This window comes from Kribbella sp. CA-253562, from assembly GCF_050942265.1.
GTDB lineage: Bacteria > Actinomycetota > Actinomycetes > Propionibacteriales > Kribbellaceae > Kribbella.
This window is the reverse complement of record NZ_CP192049.1, coordinates 7,422,267-7,438,904: the sequence shown is the minus strand read 5'-3', so window position 1 is coordinate 7,438,904 and position 16,638 is coordinate 7,422,267. Positions and strand designations below refer to the sequence as shown.

Genomic DNA, 16,638 nt, shown 5'->3' with positions numbered 1-16,638 from the left:
AACGCTACGGCATCGGCGGTCCGGCCAGACCGGCGTACTACGCGCCCGCGGCGATGCCGTCGAGCAGGTGGTCGAGGCCGAAGCGGTAGGCCTGGGTGGAGACCTCGCGGGTGCCGCCGCCGTACGACGTACCGCCGCCGGGGCCGTCGTTCCAGACTGCGGTCATCGTCGGGTAGCGGTCGACGTCGAAGTAGTTCTCCCACAGGTCGCCGCGCTCGTGCCACCAGGCGTCGTGAGTCTGGCCGGTGGTGCGCTCGATCAGCTCGCTCTCGGCCTCGGCGCCGGCGGCTGAGTCGACGTACGTCGCGATCGCCAAGGCGGCGAGATTGGCGCGGGCCGGTGGGAGGCCGAGCGCGAACATCGTGGACAGCAGGTACTCCCGGGCGGCCAGCATGCCAGGGCCGACCGGTGGGCGGATCGTCGAGACCCCGGCCAGCCAGGGGTGGCGGGAGAACATCGCGCGGGTCTCGTCGGAGTACAGCTCGACTTGCGCACGCCAGTCCGCCGGGCGGTCGTCGCCGGGGCCGGGCAGCCGTCGTTCGAGCAGCACCTGGTCGACCATCAGGTCGAGCAGTTCCTCCTTGGACGGCACGTAGGTGTAGAGCGTCATCGTCCCGACGCCGAGCGCCTTGGCGACGTTGGCCATCGAAGCGGCGGCGATCCCGCGCTCGTCCGCCAGCGCGATCGCGGTGTCGACGACGGTGTCCAGCTGCAGGGTCGGCTTGCGGCCGCGGGCCTTGTCCGGCGCCGGCTGGATCTTGCGCCACAACAGCGCGAGCGTGCGGTCGGCCGGACCGCCTCCGCTGTGCTGCACCGTCATCCCGACCTCCTCGTCGCATCCTATGAGCAACTATTCTCGTATACCCTACGAGAATTGGTCCGAGGCGAAGGGGACGTGGATGACGATCTTGGTGACGGGTGCGACCGGCAGCGTCGGGCGGCTGCTGGTGGACGAGCTGGTGGCGGCCGGGGTGCAGGGAGTTCGGGCGCTGACCAACAACCCCGGGAAGGCGGCTCTGCCGTCCGGGGTCGAGGTGGCGCGCGGGTATCTGGGCAAGCCGGCCACGCTGCCCGCGGCGCTCGATGGGGTCGACACGGTTTACCTCGCGCCGCTGCCGGCGTACGTGGACGAGTTCGTGACGGCGGCGCAGAAGGCCGGCGTGCGGCGGGTTGTCGTGTTGTCGGGGGAGCCCGCGGAGTACGAGGCGCAGGGGGAGCCGTCGACCTGGCACTACTACAAGGTCGAGCGGGCGATCGAGGACGGCGGCTTCGAGTGGACGCATCTGCGGCCCGGCCAGTTCATGAACAACACGCTCGACTGGGCGGAGTCGATCAAGGCCGAGGGCGTGGTCCGCGGCCCGTACGCCGCGGCGGTGCAGACGCCGATCGATCTCGGCGACATCGCGGCGGTGGCGAGCGTCGTACTGCGGGACGAGAGCTACACCGGGCAGCGGCTCTTGATGAGCGGGCCGGAGCAGCTCACGCAGCCGGACGAGGTCGCGCTGATCGGCGAGGCGATCGGGCGGGAGCTGCGGTTCGAGGAGCTGACCCACGAGGAGGCGGTCGCGGCATGGACGCCGTTCATGGGTGCCGAGTCGGCTGAGTGGCTCGTCGACGGCTTCCGGATGATGGCCGAGTACGCCGCCGAGCCGTCGCCGGTGGTGCGGGAAGTGACCGGGCGGCCGGCCAAGACCTACCGGCAGTGGGCGATCGACAACGCGGCGGTCTTCCGCGGGTAGTTTGAAAGCTGGGCGAACATGTGTTCGACTGTACTTCATGAGATGGGCAGGTCAGCAGCTCGACGCGGAGGCTCCCGGGACGTTGCCGGGGCTGGGCTCGATCGCGGGCCTGGTTCGGTCGGTGACGACGCCGGAGTTCCAGGGCGTCACGTTCCACGAGGTGCTCGCGCGCTCGGCGCTGAACTCGGTGCCGGGGACCGGATTGCCGTTCAACTGGACGATCAATCCGTACCGCGGCTGCACGCACGCCTGCCGGTACTGCTTCGCCCGGCCGACCCACAAGTACCTCGAGCTGGACGAGGGCGCCGACTTCGACCAGCAGATCGTGGTCAAGACCAACGTCGCCGACGTCCTGCGGCGGGAGCTGGCCCGGCCGTCCTGGCGCTTCGAACAAGTTGCTCTAGGCACCAATACCGATCCCTACCAGCGGGCCGAGGGGCGCTATCGGCTGCTGCCCGGCATCATCCAGGCGCTGGCCGACTCCGGTACGCCGCTGTCGATCCTGACCAAGGGAACGCTGCTGCGCCGCGACCTGCCGCTGCTGCAGGCCGCGGCCGAGCAGGTCTCGGTCGGCATCGGTGTCTCGCTGGCGCTCGGCGACGAGGAGCTTCGTCGCCGCCTCGAGCCAGGGGTGCCGTCGGTCCGGGGCCGCTTGGAGCTGATCCGTGCGGTCCGGGAAGCAGGCCTGCCGTGCGGGGTGATGGTTGCACCGGTCCTGCCGTGGCTGACCGATTCGGCCGAGCAGCTCGACCACCTCTTCGCCGAACTGGCCGCGGCCGGCGCCACAGGTGTGACCACGCTCGTGCTGCATCTGCGTCCTGGGGTGAAACCGTGGTTCATGAGCTGGCTGGCCGAGGAACGCCCCGACCTGGTCAAGCGCTACGAAGACCTTTACAGCCGAGGATCCAACGCTGCTCCCAGCTACCTGAAGGCGTTCGAGGTGAAGGTCCGCCCTCTACTGGAAAAACACGGCTTCGGCCGAAGCTCCCACCGCGCCGGCCGCGACGCTTCGATATCGAGCCGGCGCTCGTCGCCCCGTCCCGGAACGCCAGTCGAAGCCGCCGGCCAAGGCTCGCTGTCCGGCTGGGGCGAACCCACCAGCGACCGCTTCCGCGCCCCCCGCCGAGCCGACCCCACGCCCTTCGACACCTCCACCACCCGCCGGCATCCCCCGCGCCGCCAGCCGGCGCCGGTCCCACCGATCACACCGGAACCGGACCAGCAGACGCTGTTCTGACAGTCCCCGGCGACCGCCGCCACCTGCAAGCCCATCCGCCGGGTTGACCACCCATGCCCCCGAGTGACTCGGTTCCTCAGGCTCCCCAGCCACCTGAGCACCCGAACCACACCTCCGCACCACCCGACCCGGCAAATGGCGGAGGGGTCGGGGTGGGGCTACTCCCGAAGCGTGAGGATTTCGGGGCCGTTGTCTGTGATGGCGACCGTGTGTTCGGCGTGGGCGCCTCGGGTGTGGTCGGCGGAGCGTAGGGTCCAGCCGTCGTCGTCGATGACATAGGCCGAGCCCGGGCCGTGCCAGAACCACGGCTCGATGGCGAGCACGTGGCCGGCGCGGAGCTTGAGGCCCCGGCCGGGGCGGCCGCCGTTGGGTAGGTGGGGTTCCTCGTGCATCCGGCGGCCGATGCCGTGGCCGCCGAAGTCGAGATTGGTGCCGACGCCAGCTTGCTTGCCCACGGCACCAATCGCGGCGCCGATGTCGCCCAGCCGGGCACCCGGTACGGCGGCCGCGATGCCCGCGGCGAGTGCGCGTTCGGTGGTGGCGATCAGCTCGAGGTCCTCCGGGCGCGGCGTACCGACGACGAAGCTGGTGGCGGAGTCGGCGCACCAGCCGTCGACCGATGCGCCGCAATCGACGTTGAGCAGATCGCCGTCGGCGAGGTGGAGGTCAGAGGGCAGGCCGTGCAGGACGCCGTCGTTGACCGACGTGCAGATGACGCCGCTGAACGGTGAGGACGCGAAGCCGGGCTGGTAGCCGTCGAAGAGGGATACCGCGCCGGCCGAGCGCAGCACGTCGCGGGCGACTTCGTCGAGTTCGCGCAGGGAGACGCCGACGGTGGCGGACTTCTTGACCGCGGTGAGGGCGGCCGCGACCACCCGCCCGGCCGCGCGCATCGCGTCGATCTGGGCCGGTGTCTTCAGCTCGACCATCAGCTTCTCCTTGCGCCGCCGTTTCCAGAACCACACGGGATAGTTATACCGCCACCGCGCCACCGCGCCACCGCGCCACCGCGCCACCGCGCCACCGCGACCGCGCTACCGCGGTTGCGCCGACGTCGGGGAGTACGGTCTTCCGCTGCTCTGGCGGGCATCGCGCCCGCCTCACCGACCCACCCGGATCCCCTGAGTGATCAACCTTTTGCCCGCCCAGGGCGTCTTCAGGATGTCCGCTCCCGTGAGAGCGGAGACCTGGGGGCAACACGATGCGTGGACGTCGGCGATTGATGACGGGAGCGCTGCTGGCTGTCGGTGCTCTGGCAGTCGGCGGATGCGCGGACGTTCCGGGGGCAGGCAGTTCGCCCGCCGCCCCGGCGACCGGCACCGGCTCCGGTCCAGGCGCACATCCGCCGGCCTGTCCGCAGGAGATCAGCATGGTCGCGACCGGCGACGTCCTGCTGCACGAACGCTTGTGGACGACAGCCCGCCAGGACGGCCGCAACGGCCAGTGGGATTTCGCTCCACTGCTCAGCGGCGTGAAGCCCCTGGTCCAGGGTGCTGACCTGGCCGTCTGCCACCTGGAGACCCCGGTCGGTACGCCGTACTCGGGTTACCCGCTCTTCCAGGGGCCGCCGCAGATCGTGCCCGCGCTGAAGAAGACCGGGTACGACGCCTGCACGACCGCGAGCAACCACAGCTTCGACAAAGGGGCCGCAGGCATCGATCGGACCCTGCGCACGCTCGACCAGGCGGGGCTGCGGCACGCCGGCACGGCCCGGACGCCGACGGAGGCCGCGACGCCGACGATCGTGGACGTGAAGGGTGTCAAGGTCGCCCTGCTCAGCTACACCTACGGCTTCAACGGCATGCCGTACCCGAACGGCGAGACCTGGCGGGCCGGCAAGCTCGACCCGGTGCGCATCAAGGCGATGGCACGGAAGGCGCGCGATCACGGCGCGCAGATCGTGGTCGTCAGCTGTCACTGGGGGACCGAGTACTCGTCCAGGATCAATCCCGAGCAGCGCACCCTGGCCGCCGAACTGCTTGCCGACAGCAACATCGATCTGATCCTCGGCCACCACGCGCACGTCGTCCAGCCGGTCGAGCAGCTCAACGGCAAGTGGGTCGTCTACGGCCTGGGTAACCTGGTCGCCGCGCACCGGACCCCGGCCGCACCGAAGTCCGAGGGACTGCTGGTGAAGGTCACCTTTCGCCGCGACGGCGACCGCTGGACGGCCGCGCCACCGCGGTACGCGCCGCTGCTGATGACCGACGCGCTCCCGGTCCGCGTGCTCGACGTACGCCGTGAGCTTGCGAAGCCCGGCCTCTCCGCGGCGCAGCGGCAGCGCCTGGAGTTGGCCGATCGACGGACCTCAGCGACGGTCGAGAAGCTCGCGTCTCTGCCCGAGGGGCTGTAAAACCCATTGAGCACAGGGCGCACCGGCCTCTAGCCTCGGTCGCATGATTACGAACTTCGTGATGGTCCGTCGTGCCCGCCTCCGGGCAGGCGAGGGGTGCCTGGGGATGGCATCCGCTCGATAGTCGTTGGGCCCAACGCGTCGTCGACGAGGCCGGGGTTCGCCCCGGTGAGCTCGTGCTCGACGTCGGGGCCGGTCTCGGTGCGCTGACCGGGCCGCTGGTCCGGGCCGGCGCCGAGGTGGTTGCCGTCGAACTCCATCCGGGCCGGGCCGACACGCTGCGCCGACGGTTCGCGGGTGATCCGGTCCGAGTGGTCCGGGTCGACGCAGCCGATCTACGGTTGCCGACCAGGCCGTTCCGGGTGGTCTCGAGCCCGCCGTACGGGGTCTCCACCGCGTTGCTGAAGAGGTTGCTGGCACCGGGTTCGCGCCTGCTGTCGGCCGACCTTGTCCTGCAGCGGCAGGTGGTGAACCGGTGGGTGCAAGGCCGCGCACCGGGAGCGGCGCGCTGGAGCCGGCACTACGACACATCGATCGGGATTCGCCTTCCGCGCAAGGCCTTCACCCCACCGCCGCATGTCGACTCAGCCGTGCTGCGGATCGAGAGGAGGTAACAGACACGAAGACCCCGTTCCCCTGGCTGGGGAACGGGGTCTTCGACGTCAGCCGTGCCAGGACTTCCACAACGCCGCGTAGGACCCGTCCCGGGCGACCAGCTCGTCGTGGCTGCCCAGCTCGCTGATTGTGCCGTCCTCGACGACAGCGACCCGGTCGGCGTCGTGCGCGGTGTAGAGCCGGTGGGCGATCGCGATCACCGTCCGGCCTTCCAGTACGGCGGCCAGTGACCGCTCCATGTGCCGAGCGGCGCGCGGGTCGATCAGCGAGGTGGCCTCGTCCAGCACCAGCGTGTGCGGATCGGCCAGCACCAGCCGGGCCAGCGCCAACTGCTGGGCCTGCGCCGGAGTCAGCGGGAACTGTCCCGAGCCGACGCGCGTGTCCAGCCCGTCCGGCAGCGCCTCGGTCCACTCGCGCGCGTCCACGGCGTCCAGCGCCTCCAGCAGCTTCTCGTCGGAGGCGTCGGGCGCCGCCATCGACAGGTTGTCGCGCAACGTCCCGACGAAGACGTGGTGCTCCTGGGTGACCAGCGCGACCTGCCGGCGTAGCTCGTCCAGCGGCAGATCGGTCATCCCGACCCCGCCGACGCTGACCGATCCCGTGCGCGGCGGGTGAATACCCGCGATCAGCCGTCCGAGCGTCGACTTGCCCGCACCGGACGGTCCGACCATCGCGATCCGCTCACCCGGCTGGACAGTCAGGTTCACGCCGTGCAGTACGTCGCGGCCGTCGACGTAGGAGAACCGCACGTCCCGCGCCTCGACCAGCTCGCCCTTCGGCTGCCGGCCGGACGGCGTCCGGTCGTCCGGTACGTCGGTGATGCCAAGCAGGCGGGCCAGCGCGGCACCACCGGACTGCAGCTCGTCCATCCAGGAGATCAGCCGGTCCACCGGGTCGATCAGCTGGCTGGCGTAGAGCACCGCGGCGGTGACCGCACCGAGCGAGACGTGCCCGTTGTTGTGCAGCCAGCCGCCGAACAGCAGCGTGCCGACCACGGGCACCAGGTAGCCGACCTCGACCACCGGGAACCAGACCGTGCGCAGGTGCAGCGTGTACCGCTCGGCGTCGAACGAGCCGCGGATGTCGCGGTCCGACGTGCGGACGCGGGCGTCGTACCGGCGCAGGGCCTCGACCGTGCGGGCGCCCTCGACCGTCTCGGCCAGCGAGCTGGTCATCTGCGCGTACGCCGCGTTCTCGCGCAGGTAACCGTCCTTGGCGCGGCGCAGGTACCAGCGGGTGCTGACCGCGAGCACCGGCACCATCGCGAGCAGCGGCACCAGCACCCAGACGCCGACCAGCAGCGCGGCGCCGACGGTGAACAGCACGGTGACGAACGCGATGATCGTCTCCGGTACGGCGAACCGCACGGTCCTTGACAGCGTGTCGACGTCCCGCGAGGTGCGCGACAGCAGGTCGCCGGTGCCGGCCCGCTCGACCGTGCCGATCGGCAGCGCCAGCGCGTCGTCGACGAAGTCCTCGCGCAGCTCGGCCAGCACCTGCTCGCCGAGCGCGAACGACTTGTAGCGCGCCCAGCGGGTGAGCAGCGACTGCACGACGACGAACACGGCGATCACCGCGATCACCTTGTTCACCGCGGCGGCCGTCGTACCGTGCTGGACGTTCTCGACCAGTTCACCGATCAGCCGGGGCGTGGCCAGACCGGTGATGGCGGCCAGACCGTGCAGGCCGATCGCGATCAGCAGCGCACGCGGGTGCCGGCGGGCCAGCCGACGGGCGTGCCGACGGACCTGTGCGGAGTCCGCGACAGGCAGGATCCGCTTCATGCGTGCACCTCCTCGTCCTCGGTCTGGCGGGTGACAGTACGGCGGTAGCGTGGTTCGGAATCCAGCAACTGCCGGTGCGGACCGGTCGCGACGACCCGGCCTTCGGCGACGAAGATCACCTCGTCGACGCGGTCGAGCAGCAGCGGGCTGGAGGTCAGTACGACGGTGCTGCGGCCGGCGCGGTACTCGCGGAGCCGGTCCGCGATCCGCGCCTCGGTGTGCGCGTCGACCGCGGACGTGGGCTCCACCAGCACGAGCACCGACGGGTCGGCGAGCAGGGCGCGGACCAGCACGAGTCGCTGCCGCTGACCGCCCGAGAACGACCGGCCCTTCTCCTCCACCTCGGAGTCGAGCCCGTCGGACAGGGCGACCAGCACGTCCTCGGCCGAGGCCGTCCGAATCGCTGCCATCAGTTCCTCGTCGGTCCGCCCGCCGGTCGGGTCGAGCTCCTCGCGCAGCACGCCGGTGAACAGCTGCGACCCGGTGTCGCTGACCAGGATGCGCTGCCGGACGTCGGCGCGGGTCGCGCTGGCCAGCGTGACCCCGCCGTACCGGACCTCGCTGGTGTCGTCGTACCGGCCGAGGGTGTCGGCGATCAGCGCGGCACGGTCGGACTCGGCGGAGACGATCGCGGTGAGCCGTCCGTCGCGCACCCGGACGCCGGAGACCGGGTCGACCAGGTCGCCGCGCTCCGGCAGCCGGACCGGCTCGGCCGGGTCGACCACGTCGGGACTGAGCGCGAGCACCCGGACGATGCGGCGGGCGGCGACCAGCCCGCGCATCAGCGCGTTGGCCATCTCGGTCGCCGTCCGCAGCGGCAGCACCAGGAAGGTCGCGTAGCCGTAGAAGGCGACCAGACTGCCGGCGCTGAGATCACCGCGAACGGCGAAGTGCGCGCCGAGGCCGACGACGCTGACTACGAAGATGCCGGGCAGGAAGACCTGCGCCGCGTCGAGCACGGACTGGATTCCGGCGACCTTCACCCCGGCGCCGCGGACATGCTGCGACTCGGCCCGGTACCGCTTGGAGAAGGAGTCCTCACCACCGATACCGCGCAGCACGCGCAGACCGGCGACGATGTCGGAGCCCAGCGAGTTCAGCTCGCCGACCGCCTCGCGCTGCGCGGACTGGCGCCGGTGCAGCGGACGCAGCATCGGGCCGAGCGCGAACAGCATCAGCGGCACACCGATCAGCACCACCAGCCCGAGCACGGTCGAAGTGTTGAGCAGGATGACCGCGACCACGACGAACGCGACGACCGCGCCGCTGAACCGGGCCATGATCTCCAGCAGGTTGCCGATGTAGGCCAGGTCGCCCGCGCCGACGCTGACCACCTCTCCGGTGGCCAGGTGCTTGGGCAGCGTCGCGCCCAGGTCGGCCGACTTGCGGGTGACCACCTGGACCGTGCGGTAGGCGCCGCTCAGCCAGTTCGTCACCGCGAACCGGTGCCGCATGATGCCCGCCAGCGCCTGCACGACGCCGACCACGAACAGCCACGCCGTCCAGAACAGCAGCCGGTCGGTGTCACCACCCGCGACGCCCTCGTCGATGGCCTTGCCGAGGATCGCCGGGACGAAGGCCTGCGCGCCCATCCAGAGCACGCCGAAGGCCGTGCCGCCCAGCAGCGTGACCTTCTGGCCGCGGGCCACCCAGAGCAGGTAGCGCGCGGCGGAGCGGTGGTCCGGAGTGCCGGGATCGGCGACAGGAAGTTGTTTCATAACCTGTTCAGGCTAGGCACCGGCACCGACAAAAGCATGTGAATTACCGGTCGTCTCCGGCTCGGAAGAGCTTCATCTTGCGTTGGGCAACCAGTTCCCCGGGGTCCACCTCGACCGCTTGTCCTGGATCACATGCTGGTCATCGCGCATCGGGGAGCGAGCGGGTACCGCCCGGAACACACGCCGGCGGCGTACCGCCTGGCCGCGGCGCTCGGCGCCGACTACCTGGAACCGGACCTGGTCGCCACGCTGGACGGCGTCCTGGTGGCCCGGCACGAGAACGAGATCTCCGGCACCACCGACGTCGCCGACCACCCGGTGTTCGCCGACCGCCGGATCACCAAGATCGTCGACGGGGCGGCCGTCACCGGCTGGTTCGTCGAGGACTTCACCTACGCCGAGCTGCGAACGCTGCGTGCCCGGGAGCGGATGCCCGCCCTGCGCGCGGCCAACACGGCCTACGACGGCCGTGAGGCGATTCCCACCTTCGACGACGTGGTGGCGCTGGCCCGGCAGGAGTCGGTTCGGCTCGGCCGCCCGATCGGGGTGATCCCGGAGATCAAGCACCCGGCGTACTTCCGCCGGCTCGGGCTGCCGCTGGAGGAACTGCTGGCCGAGCGCCTGAGCACGCTCCGCGTCGGGCGTGACGAGGCGATGGTCCAGTCCTTCGAGCCGACCAGCCTGCGCCGGCTCGCGGTGATGACGGACGTGCCGCTGGTCCAGCTGGTCGACTCCGAGGGCACGCCGAACGACTTCCTGCGCTTCGGCGACGACCGCACCTTCACCGACCTGACCGCACCGGCCGGCCTGCGCGAGATCTCCACGTACGCCGAGGTGCTGGCGCCGCACAAGGACCTGATCATCCCGCGCCGGTCCGACGGTTCGCTGGGCGAGCCGACCGGCTTGGTCGAGCAGGCCCACCGCGCCGGCCTGAGGGTCCAGGTCTGGACCTTCCGGGCCGAACGCCGCTTCCTGCCGACCGGCCTGGACCTGGCCGCCGAGCTGAGAGCCTTCGCCGCCACCGGCATCGACGGCGTCTTCGCCGACCACCCCGATGTCGCCGTGGCCACCATGACCCGCCGCGCCACGCTGCAGGTCTAGCGCGGGAACTCGGCGCGCAGCCGCTTCAGTACTCGCTCCGCGGCCGGTGCCAGCTCGCGGTCGATCGCGTGGTGCTCGTTCAGCCCCAGTACGACGCGAGCGCTGGTGGCCGGGCGAGCGCGGATCAGTCTGGTCCGCAGGTACGTCGGCGGGTGACTGGAGTCGGTCCGGGTCTCCCGCAGCCGGCTGACGCGCAGCCGCCGTTCGATCTCGCGCTGGGGGATCTCGGTCACCGCTCGGCGTACCGCCTCCAGTGGTGCCACGTCCTTCTCGAAGCGCAGCGCCCGCTCCAGCGCCCGGTACGCCGAGTCGGCCAGCAACGTCCGCTCCAGTGCCCAGGCGGCGGCTTCCGAGCCGGCCACCTCGCCGGCCGTGCGGTCGGCCAGGTACTCCGCCCGCTGATTGCCGCGCAGGCTGACCCGGTCGAGCAGCCAGGCGTAGCCGCGGATGAGCGGCCCGACCGTGGCGTTGATCAGCCGGGTGAGATGACCGACCGAGGTGTCGGTGTCCATGGCGTGCGCGGCGTCGAGCTTGTACTCGTCGTACGGCTGCTCGGTGAACGCGGCCTCCAGTTGCTCCAGCACGGACTCGGCCGCACCGACCACCCAGCCGTGCCGGGCGTCGCCGTTCTTGCCGTGTCCGAGCTCGTGAGCCAGTACCGCGACCCGCTCCTGAGGGCTGAGGCCGGTCCACAGCGGCAGACCCAGTTCGACCACCGGGCGGAACCGCCAGCCGACCCGGAGGAAGCAGATGTTCGGCTCGGCGTCGACCGCGACCGCGGCGACCCGTTGCGTGCCGATGGTCGCGGCGATCTCGTCCAGCAGGCCGAACAACACCGGCGCCTCGTCACGCTGCACGAGCTCGGTCTCCGGATCGAGGTGGGCAGCGCGCGGCCGCAGCATCAGACCGATGCCCAGGGCAATCACCGCGAGCGGGACGCTCAGCCAGAGCGGCCGGTAGAACACCAGCAGGGCGATTGCACCGAGCAGCGCGAGCAGGGGCAGGACCAGCAGCAGAGCCGACAGCAGGTACGCCGCGACGCGGGCCGCGTCCCACCCGGGCCGGTGGGCCTTGCCGCGTTCGAGCTCGCGGTAGAGGGTGTCGGCGAGCTGGTGCTCGAGCTCGAGTCGCCAGGCCGGCTGCTTCCGGTCCTGGCCGGCCGGATCGACGTTCCACTCGCACTGGTCGCACCAGGTCACGTAGCCGGGATCGGTGCGGATCTGCCGGCCGCACTGCGGGCAGCGGATCACACTTTCGTGGGTCTGCACGAGCAGCAGTGTGACAGTGCGGTCAGAGTTCCTGGCGCAAGACGGCAAGAGCGGCTTGGGTGGCGGGCCGCAACTCCTGATCCAGATCGGCGGTCAGTACCACCTGCGGCTGAGTCGACGACTGCTGGAGGAGCTGCAGGCGCAGGTACGTCGGTGGCACGTCCGGGGTGCCGCACCGGCGAGTCAGGCGGATGCGGCGGTCGAGCTCGCGGGCAGGGACTTCGGTGACGGCTCGGCGGGCCGCGGCGGTGGGGTCCTCGTCGCGGTTGTAGCGCAGGGCTCGTTCGAGGGCCCGGAAGCCGGTGTCGGCGAGCAGCGCCTTCTCCAGGGCTTGGACCGTCGCCTTGGTGCCGGCCAGCTCGGCGGCTCGGCGGTCGGCGGCGTAGACGGCGTACTGGGTAGGGCGGAGCGTGACGCGCTGGAAGGCGGCGAGGTACAACCGGGGAGCTGGGCCGAACACCAGGTTGGCCAGCTTGGTCAGGTAGTAGTTGACGATCACGTCGTCCTGCGCGGAGACGACACCGCCCGCATGGCTCGGCAGGACGCGCTGGGCCTCGTCGTGGCGGGCCTCGTCGAGCGGCCCGGGCTGGAAGGAAGCGATGAGGCCGGTGAGGACGTGCCGGGCGGCTGCGATCGTGAGAGCGAGCCTGCTGGATCTGGCGCGGCTCAGCTCGTGCGCGATCACCGCGACCCGCTCCTGCGGCTCCAGTGCGGCCCAGTACGACGTACCGATAGCCAGCACCGGGCGGAAGCGCCAGGTGATCCGGGCATAGCCGATGGTCGGCCCGGTGTGGAGGTAGACGCCGGTGAGCTTGGTCCGTGTGATCCGGCCCAGGTCGTCGAGTACGGCGTACAGCTGTGGCGCGTCGGCGGGGGAGACGGGCTGGGCATCCGGCGGCAGCTCCTGGGGACGCGGCCGGAACGCTGCGCCGATCACCAGCGCGATCACCGCGAGCAGCCCGCTGAACCACAGCGGACGGTAGAAGAGCAGGAGAGTGACTCCGCCGATCAGTCCGGCGAAGGGAACCAGCAGCACCGGGACGGACACCGAGTACGCCGCGGCCCGGGCTGCCCATGAGCCCGGGCGGGTGACGGCACCGCGTTCCCAGTCGCGGTAGAGGGTTTGCTGTTGCCGCTGCTGCCAGGCGGCGAGCTGATGGTGCTCCGGGTGCGGGTCGACGTTCCAGTCGCACCGGTCGCACCACGTCACGTAGCGCGGGTCGGCCGGCAGCTCGTGGTCACACTGCGGGCAGTGCGACAGTCCCGACTCGGTCTGCACGGCAGCAGTGTGGTCCCTGATCGGGGCCAGTGCCCACTCCTGGGCGGGTCACTGCTGCCGTGACAGCTGGGTCACGCGGCCGGCGGCTTGTCGTCGTAGATGCGGGCGGCGATGTCGCCCTCGGGGGTGGTCTGCGGCTGCGGCTGGGTGTGGCCGTTGTGGTGGTTCTGCCAGACCGCCTTGCCGTCGGCCTCGGGCATCACGATCCACGCGACCACGTAGCCGATCAGCGCGGTGCCGCCGGTGATCAGCGTCAGTCCGACGATCGCCAGCCGGACCAGCGTGGCGTCGATGTTGAAGTACTCGGCGAGGCCGCCGGAGACACCGGACAGCATCCGCTGGTCGCGCGAACGGCGGAGGGTCTTGCCGGACAGGTTCTGGAAGGGTGCGGTGTTGTTCGTCATGTCCACCACTGTGCCGCTCGCGGACCCCCGCGCACATCGGGATCGGTACCGACCCACCCCTGAGCCGACCCCGGCATCCCTCAGCCGGGGGCCCTGACGACTTATGGACCGGACTTGTCGGTGGCGAGGGTTAGCGTCACAGGATGGACGCGGAAGCGGTGCAGAAACTGGTGCTGCGGTTGCCAGGCGCGGAGGAGCACGAGGGCTGGGCCGGTCAGCCGGCCTTCAAGGTCCGGAAGAAGGGTTTCGCCTACCTGTCGGAGGACGAGACCAAGCTGTTCGTCAAGGCGCTGCGCGAGGAGCAGCAGGCGATGATCGCGCTGAACCCGGACGTCTACGCGTCCTGGTGGGAGTCCGGCCGCTTCGGCTGGCTGGAGATCGACCTGGCCGGCGCCGACGACGAGGAGGTCGAGGAGCTGCTCACCGAGGCCTGGCGGCTGAACGCCCCCAAGTACCTCATCGCCCAGCTGGAGCAGTGAGCGCGGCCGCCGCCTGGAGGCCACGGCCTGGCTTGCACTCGGTTGGGTCGAGTGCTAATACTTGGTTAGCACTCACTGGGCGAGAGTGATAACGCTCGCGCCCGCTGGGAGCTGTTAGAAGACGGCCTCGATGAGGCGCCGGAGTCAGGGCGGGACGTGAGCGCCAGGACGCCGGAGCCGTCCGTCGCGGGCATCCGGCCGGCTGAACCACCAGAAACTCGACGCGGGAGGACTCGCGGAGAATGCCCAAGCTGATTTCGTTCAACGAAGAGGCGCGCCGCGGCCTCGAGCGGGGAATGAACACCCTCGCCGACGCCGTCAAGGTGACGCTTGGCCCGAAGGGCCGCAACGTCGTGCTGGAGAAGAAGTGGGGCGCCCCCACGATCACCAACGACGGTGTTTCCATCGCCAAGGAGATCGAGCTCGAGGACCCGTACGAGAAGATCGGGGCCGAGCTCGTCAAGGAAGTTGCCAAGAAGACCGACGACGTCGCGGGTGACGGCACCACCACCGCGACCGTGCTGGCCCAGGCGCTCGTGCGCGAGGGTCTGCGCAACGTCGCCGCCGGCGCCAACCCGATGGGCCTGAAGAAGGGCATCGAGAAGGCGACCGAGGCCGTCAGCGAGCAGCTGCTCGCGCTGGCCAAGCCGGTCGAGACCCGCGAGCAGATCGCGGCCACCGCCTCGATCTCGGCCGCGGACACCCAGGTCGGCCAGATCATCGCCGAGGCGATGGACAAGGTCGGCAAGGAAGGTGTCATCACCGTCGAGGAGAGCAACACCTTCGGTCTGGAGCTCGAGCTCACCGAGGGCATGCGCTTCGACAAGGGCTACATCTCGCCGTACTTCGTGACCGACACCGAGCGGATGGAAGCGGTCCTCGACGACCCGTACATCCTCGTGGTGAACAGCAAGATCTCCAGCATCAAGGACCTGGTCCCGGTGCTCGAGAAGGTCATGCAGACCGGCAAGCCGCTGGCGATCATCGCCGAGGACCTCGAGGGCGAGGCGCTGGCCACCCTGGTCGTCAACAAGATCAAGGGCACCTTCAAGACCGTCGCCGTCAAGGCGCCGGGCTTCGGTGACCGCCGCAAGGCGATGCTGACCGACATCGCGATCCTGACCGGTGGTCAGGTCATCTCCGAAGAGGTCGGCCTCAAGCTCGACACCGTGGACCTGGAGCTGCTCGGCCAGGCCCGCAAGGTGGTCGTCACCAAGGACGAGACCACCATCGTCGAGGGCACCGGCGACGCCGACTCGATCCAGGGCCGGGTCAACCAGATCCGCGCCGAGATCGAGAAGTCGGACTCCGACTACGACCGCGAGAAGCTGCAGGAGCGGCTGGCCAAGCTGGCCGGCGGCGTCGCGGTGATCAAGGTCGGCGCGGCCACCGAGGTCGAGCTGAAGGAGCGCAAGCACCGCATCGAGGACGCCGTGCGCAACGCGAAGGCGGCCGTCGAGGAGGGCATCGTCGCCGGTGGTGGCGTCGCGCTGCTGCAGGCGTCGGTGATCGCGTTCGAGAAGCTGGAGCTCGAGGGTGACGAGGCGACCGGTGCCGCGATCGTGCGGTCGGCCGTCGAGGCCCCGCTCAAGCAGATCGCCGTCAACGCCGGCCTCGAGGGTGGCGTCGTGGTGGAGAAGGTCCGCAACCTCGAGCCGGGGCACGGCCTGAACGCCGCGACCGGTGAGTACGTCGACCTGATCAAGACCGGGATCATCGACCCGGCCAAGGTCACCCGGTCGGCGCTGCAGAACGCGGCCTCGATCGCGGCCCTGTTCCTCACCACCGAGGCGGTCATCGCCGACAAGCCGGAGAAGGCCTCGGCCGCTCCGGGTGGCGCGCCCGACATGGGCGGCATGGACTTCTGATCTCCGGAAGTTCCCCGTAGTACTCAGCACGACGACAGCGGTCCCGGGTCCCAGCCCGGGACCGCTTCGCGTTGTCCAGCAGGTGTCCGGCCGTGATCGCGTCCCCGCCGACCCGGGCCGGGTCGCCGGTGCTCAGGCTCCGGCGGCGCGCAGCAGCCGGAGCTGGCCGATCTCGGCGGCGTTCTTCATCAGCTCGGCGTTCACCCAGCCGTACATGTCGGCGACCGAACGCCCCGCTTCCGGCGGCCAGGGAAAGGCCGCGGGCAGCGTGAGCCGCGACGAGTCCTCCAGGACCATCGACCACTCGTCCCGCAGATGGTGCATCAGGTCCCGCGTGCCGAGCAGCGTGCCGGGCCACGGTACGTCGGTGCGGTGCGGCGGCACGGTCTGCTGCGCGTGGGCCAGCGCGACCGTCCACCACCAGCCGATGTGCCAGGTCAGCCAGCCGATCGTCGGCACGGGGATCGGGTCGAGCTCCTGGTCGGACCAGTCCGGCCGCCAGATCCCGGCCGGGTCCGGCCGCACGGTCCAGGTCAGCCCGGCCGGCTCCCACAGCAGGTCCTCGGGGACCAGCCGGTCCAGGTGGTACTCGAACAGCGACCAGGTCAGCTCGAACTGTCCGCGCAACAGGTCAACCCCGGTGATCGTCACCACCGCAGTCTCCCAGGTGGCCCCGACGTTCCCGGCAGCCGGCCAATCCGATGGACCGTGACCCCCGCCGCCGTCTAGTCTTGCGGCTGCGAGAACGACTCGAGCGAAAGGAGCGACCGATGACCACTCAGATCTGTGCCAC

The 16,638-nt window shown here is 70.5% G+C and carries 15 protein-coding genes; 7 read left to right on the top strand and 8 right to left on the bottom strand.

Translation table 11 applies throughout. The features are described 5' to 3' along the window. Window positions 1-37 precede the first annotated feature (37 nt). The gene (locus tag ACQPXM_RS35230) at window positions 38-820 is read right to left on the bottom strand and encodes a TetR/AcrR family transcriptional regulator (protein WP_432942232.1); all 783 of its coding nucleotides are present in this window, start codon (window positions 818-820) and stop codon (window positions 38-40) included. A 79-nt stretch (window positions 821-899) separates the two neighbouring features. On the opposite strand from ACQPXM_RS35230, the gene ACQPXM_RS35225 reads away from it, so the two are divergent. After that, window positions 900-1,739, top strand: coding sequence for an NAD(P)H-binding protein (locus ACQPXM_RS35225; protein ID WP_432942230.1), 840 nt, complete (start codon window positions 900-902; stop codon window positions 1,737-1,739). A gap of 37 nt (window positions 1,740-1,776) precedes the next feature. After that, window positions 1,777-2,976, top strand: a complete 1,200-nt coding sequence (locus tag ACQPXM_RS35220; protein ID WP_432942228.1) for an Rv2578c family radical SAM protein — start codon at window positions 1,777-1,779, stop codon at window positions 2,974-2,976. Between the two features lie 158 nt (window positions 2,977-3,134). Here the strand turns inward: ACQPXM_RS35220 and map are convergent, their stop codons facing one another. Then, window positions 3,135-3,905 (bottom strand): type I methionyl aminopeptidase, encoded by a 771-nt coding sequence (gene map / locus ACQPXM_RS35215; RefSeq protein WP_432951148.1) that lies wholly within the window; start codon window positions 3,903-3,905, stop codon window positions 3,135-3,137. A 440-nt stretch (window positions 3,906-4,345) separates the two neighbouring features. Between map and ACQPXM_RS35210 the strand changes: the two genes are divergently transcribed. Further along, on the top strand, window positions 4,346-5,329 hold the full coding sequence (locus ACQPXM_RS35210) for a CapA family protein (protein WP_432942226.1): 984 nt from the start codon (window positions 4,346-4,348) through the stop codon (window positions 5,327-5,329). Window positions 5,330-5,400: 71 nt separating this feature from the next. Further along, entirely contained in the window at window positions 5,401-5,943 is a 543-nt protein-coding gene (locus tag ACQPXM_RS35205) for an rRNA adenine N-6-methyltransferase family protein (RefSeq protein ID WP_432942224.1), read from the top strand. A gap of 48 nt (window positions 5,944-5,991) precedes the next feature. Here ACQPXM_RS35205 and ACQPXM_RS35200 read toward each other — a convergent pair whose 3' ends face one another. Then, a complete protein-coding gene (locus ACQPXM_RS35200) occupies window positions 5,992-7,728 on the bottom strand; it encodes an ABC transporter ATP-binding protein (RefSeq protein ID WP_432942222.1) in 1,737 nt (578 codons plus the stop codon). Further along, window positions 7,725-9,446, bottom strand: a complete 1,722-nt coding sequence (locus ACQPXM_RS35195; RefSeq protein ID WP_432942220.1) for an ABC transporter ATP-binding protein — start codon at window positions 9,444-9,446, stop codon at window positions 7,725-7,727. Before ACQPXM_RS35195 ends, ACQPXM_RS35200 begins: the two co-directional genes overlap by 4 nt. A gap of 132 nt (window positions 9,447-9,578) precedes the next feature. Between ACQPXM_RS35195 and ACQPXM_RS35190 the strand changes: the two genes are divergently transcribed. Further along, entirely contained in the window at window positions 9,579-10,547 is a 969-nt protein-coding gene (locus ACQPXM_RS35190) for a glycerophosphodiester phosphodiesterase (RefSeq protein ID WP_432942218.1), read from the top strand. Here the strand turns inward: ACQPXM_RS35190 and ACQPXM_RS35185 are convergent. From ACQPXM_RS35185 to ACQPXM_RS35175, 3 genes are all read right to left on the bottom strand, one after another. Beyond that, window positions 10,544-11,815, bottom strand: a complete 1,272-nt coding sequence (locus tag ACQPXM_RS35185) for a M48 family metalloprotease (protein ID WP_432942216.1) — start codon at window positions 11,813-11,815, stop codon at window positions 10,544-10,546. The two genes, ACQPXM_RS35190 and ACQPXM_RS35185, sit on opposite strands and share 4 nt — an antisense overlap. A 22-nt stretch (window positions 11,816-11,837) precedes the next feature. Further along, window positions 11,838-13,094, bottom strand: a complete 1,257-nt coding sequence (locus tag ACQPXM_RS35180; RefSeq protein ID WP_432942214.1) for a M48 family metallopeptidase — start codon at window positions 13,092-13,094, stop codon at window positions 11,838-11,840. A gap of 71 nt (window positions 13,095-13,165) precedes the next feature. Beyond that, complete coding sequence (locus ACQPXM_RS35175) at window positions 13,166-13,498, bottom strand: PspC domain-containing protein (protein WP_432942212.1); 333 nt, start codon at window positions 13,496-13,498, stop codon at window positions 13,166-13,168. Between the two features lie 143 nt (window positions 13,499-13,641). Here ACQPXM_RS35175 and ACQPXM_RS35170 point away from each other — a divergent pair, with 143 nt between their 5' ends. After that, window positions 13,642-13,977, top strand: a complete 336-nt coding sequence (locus ACQPXM_RS35170; protein WP_432942210.1) for an MmcQ/YjbR family DNA-binding protein — start codon at window positions 13,642-13,644, stop codon at window positions 13,975-13,977. 242 nt (window positions 13,978-14,219) lie between these two features. Continuing rightward, the gene (gene groL / locus ACQPXM_RS35165; RefSeq protein WP_432942208.1) at window positions 14,220-15,845 is read left to right on the top strand and encodes a chaperonin GroEL; all 1,626 of its coding nucleotides are present in this window, start codon (window positions 14,220-14,222) and stop codon (window positions 15,843-15,845) included. A gap of 132 nt (window positions 15,846-15,977) precedes the next feature. On the opposite strand, the gene ACQPXM_RS35160 is transcribed toward groL, so the two are convergent. Continuing rightward, window positions 15,978-16,496, bottom strand: a complete 519-nt coding sequence (locus tag ACQPXM_RS35160) for a DinB family protein (RefSeq protein WP_432942206.1) — start codon at window positions 16,494-16,496, stop codon at window positions 15,978-15,980. Window positions 16,497-16,638: the final 142 nt, after the last annotated feature.